This is a genomic window from Streptomyces sp. NRRL B-1347, from assembly GCF_000720325.1.
Lineage (GTDB): Bacteria > Actinomycetota > Actinomycetes > Streptomycetales > Streptomycetaceae > Streptomyces.
On the sequence record NZ_JOJM01000248.1, the window covers coordinates 1 to 848 of the forward strand.

1 protein-coding gene is annotated in these 848 nt (G+C 70.8%); it reads right to left on the reverse strand.

Annotated elements, in window-relative coordinates; genetic code table 11:
• The coding region (locus IG74_RS0144795) for a beta-ketoacyl reductase (protein ID WP_030689644.1) at nucleotides 1-848 on the reverse strand (848 nt) is incomplete at both ends.

Below are 848 nucleotides of genomic sequence, written 5' to 3' on the forward strand. Positions count from 1 at the left end.
CGCCGCGTAGCTTCCCTGGCCCGGCCCGCCCAACGTGCCCGCCGCCGAGGAGAACAGCACGAACGCCGACAGGTCCAACCCCGCCGTCAACTCATGCAGGTTCCATGCCGCGTCCACCTTCGCCCGCAACACCGGCTCAACCCGCTCACGCGTCAACGACGTCAGCAACCCGTCATCCAGCACACCCGCCGCATGCACCACACCACTCAACGCGAAGCCCGCCGGCAACCCCGACAACACCCCAGCCAAAGCCCGGCGATCCGCCGCGTCACACGCCGCGATCACCACCTCAGCCCCGGACGCCTCCAGCTCCGCCCGCAACTCCGACGCGCCCTCGGCCTCCGCACCACGGCGAGACAGCAACACCAGCTTCCTCACCCCATGCCGGGCCACCAGATGCCGGGCCACCAAACCACCCAGAACACCCGTACCACCCGTCACGAGCACCGCGCCCGCGCCGAACACCCCCGACCCCGCAGCGTCACCCGAAACCGGCACCCGGCCCAGACGCGGCACCCGCACCGCACCCGACCGCACCACCACCTGCTCCTCACCCAGAGCCAGCACCCCGGGAAGCAGACCGTCCACACCATCCAGGTCATCGGTGTCCACCAGCACCAGCCGCCCCGGATTCTCCGACTGCGCGGACCGCACCAGACCCCACACCGCAGCCCCCGCCATGTCCCGCACACCACCACCCGCATCGACAGCACCCCGGGTCACCACCACCAGCCGCTCACCCGCGAGACCCTCGTCCGCCACCCAGGCCTGCACCCGCTCCAGGACCTCAAGGACCCGCCCATACACCTCACCCACCACATCCGAACCACCGGAGACCACCCGCACAA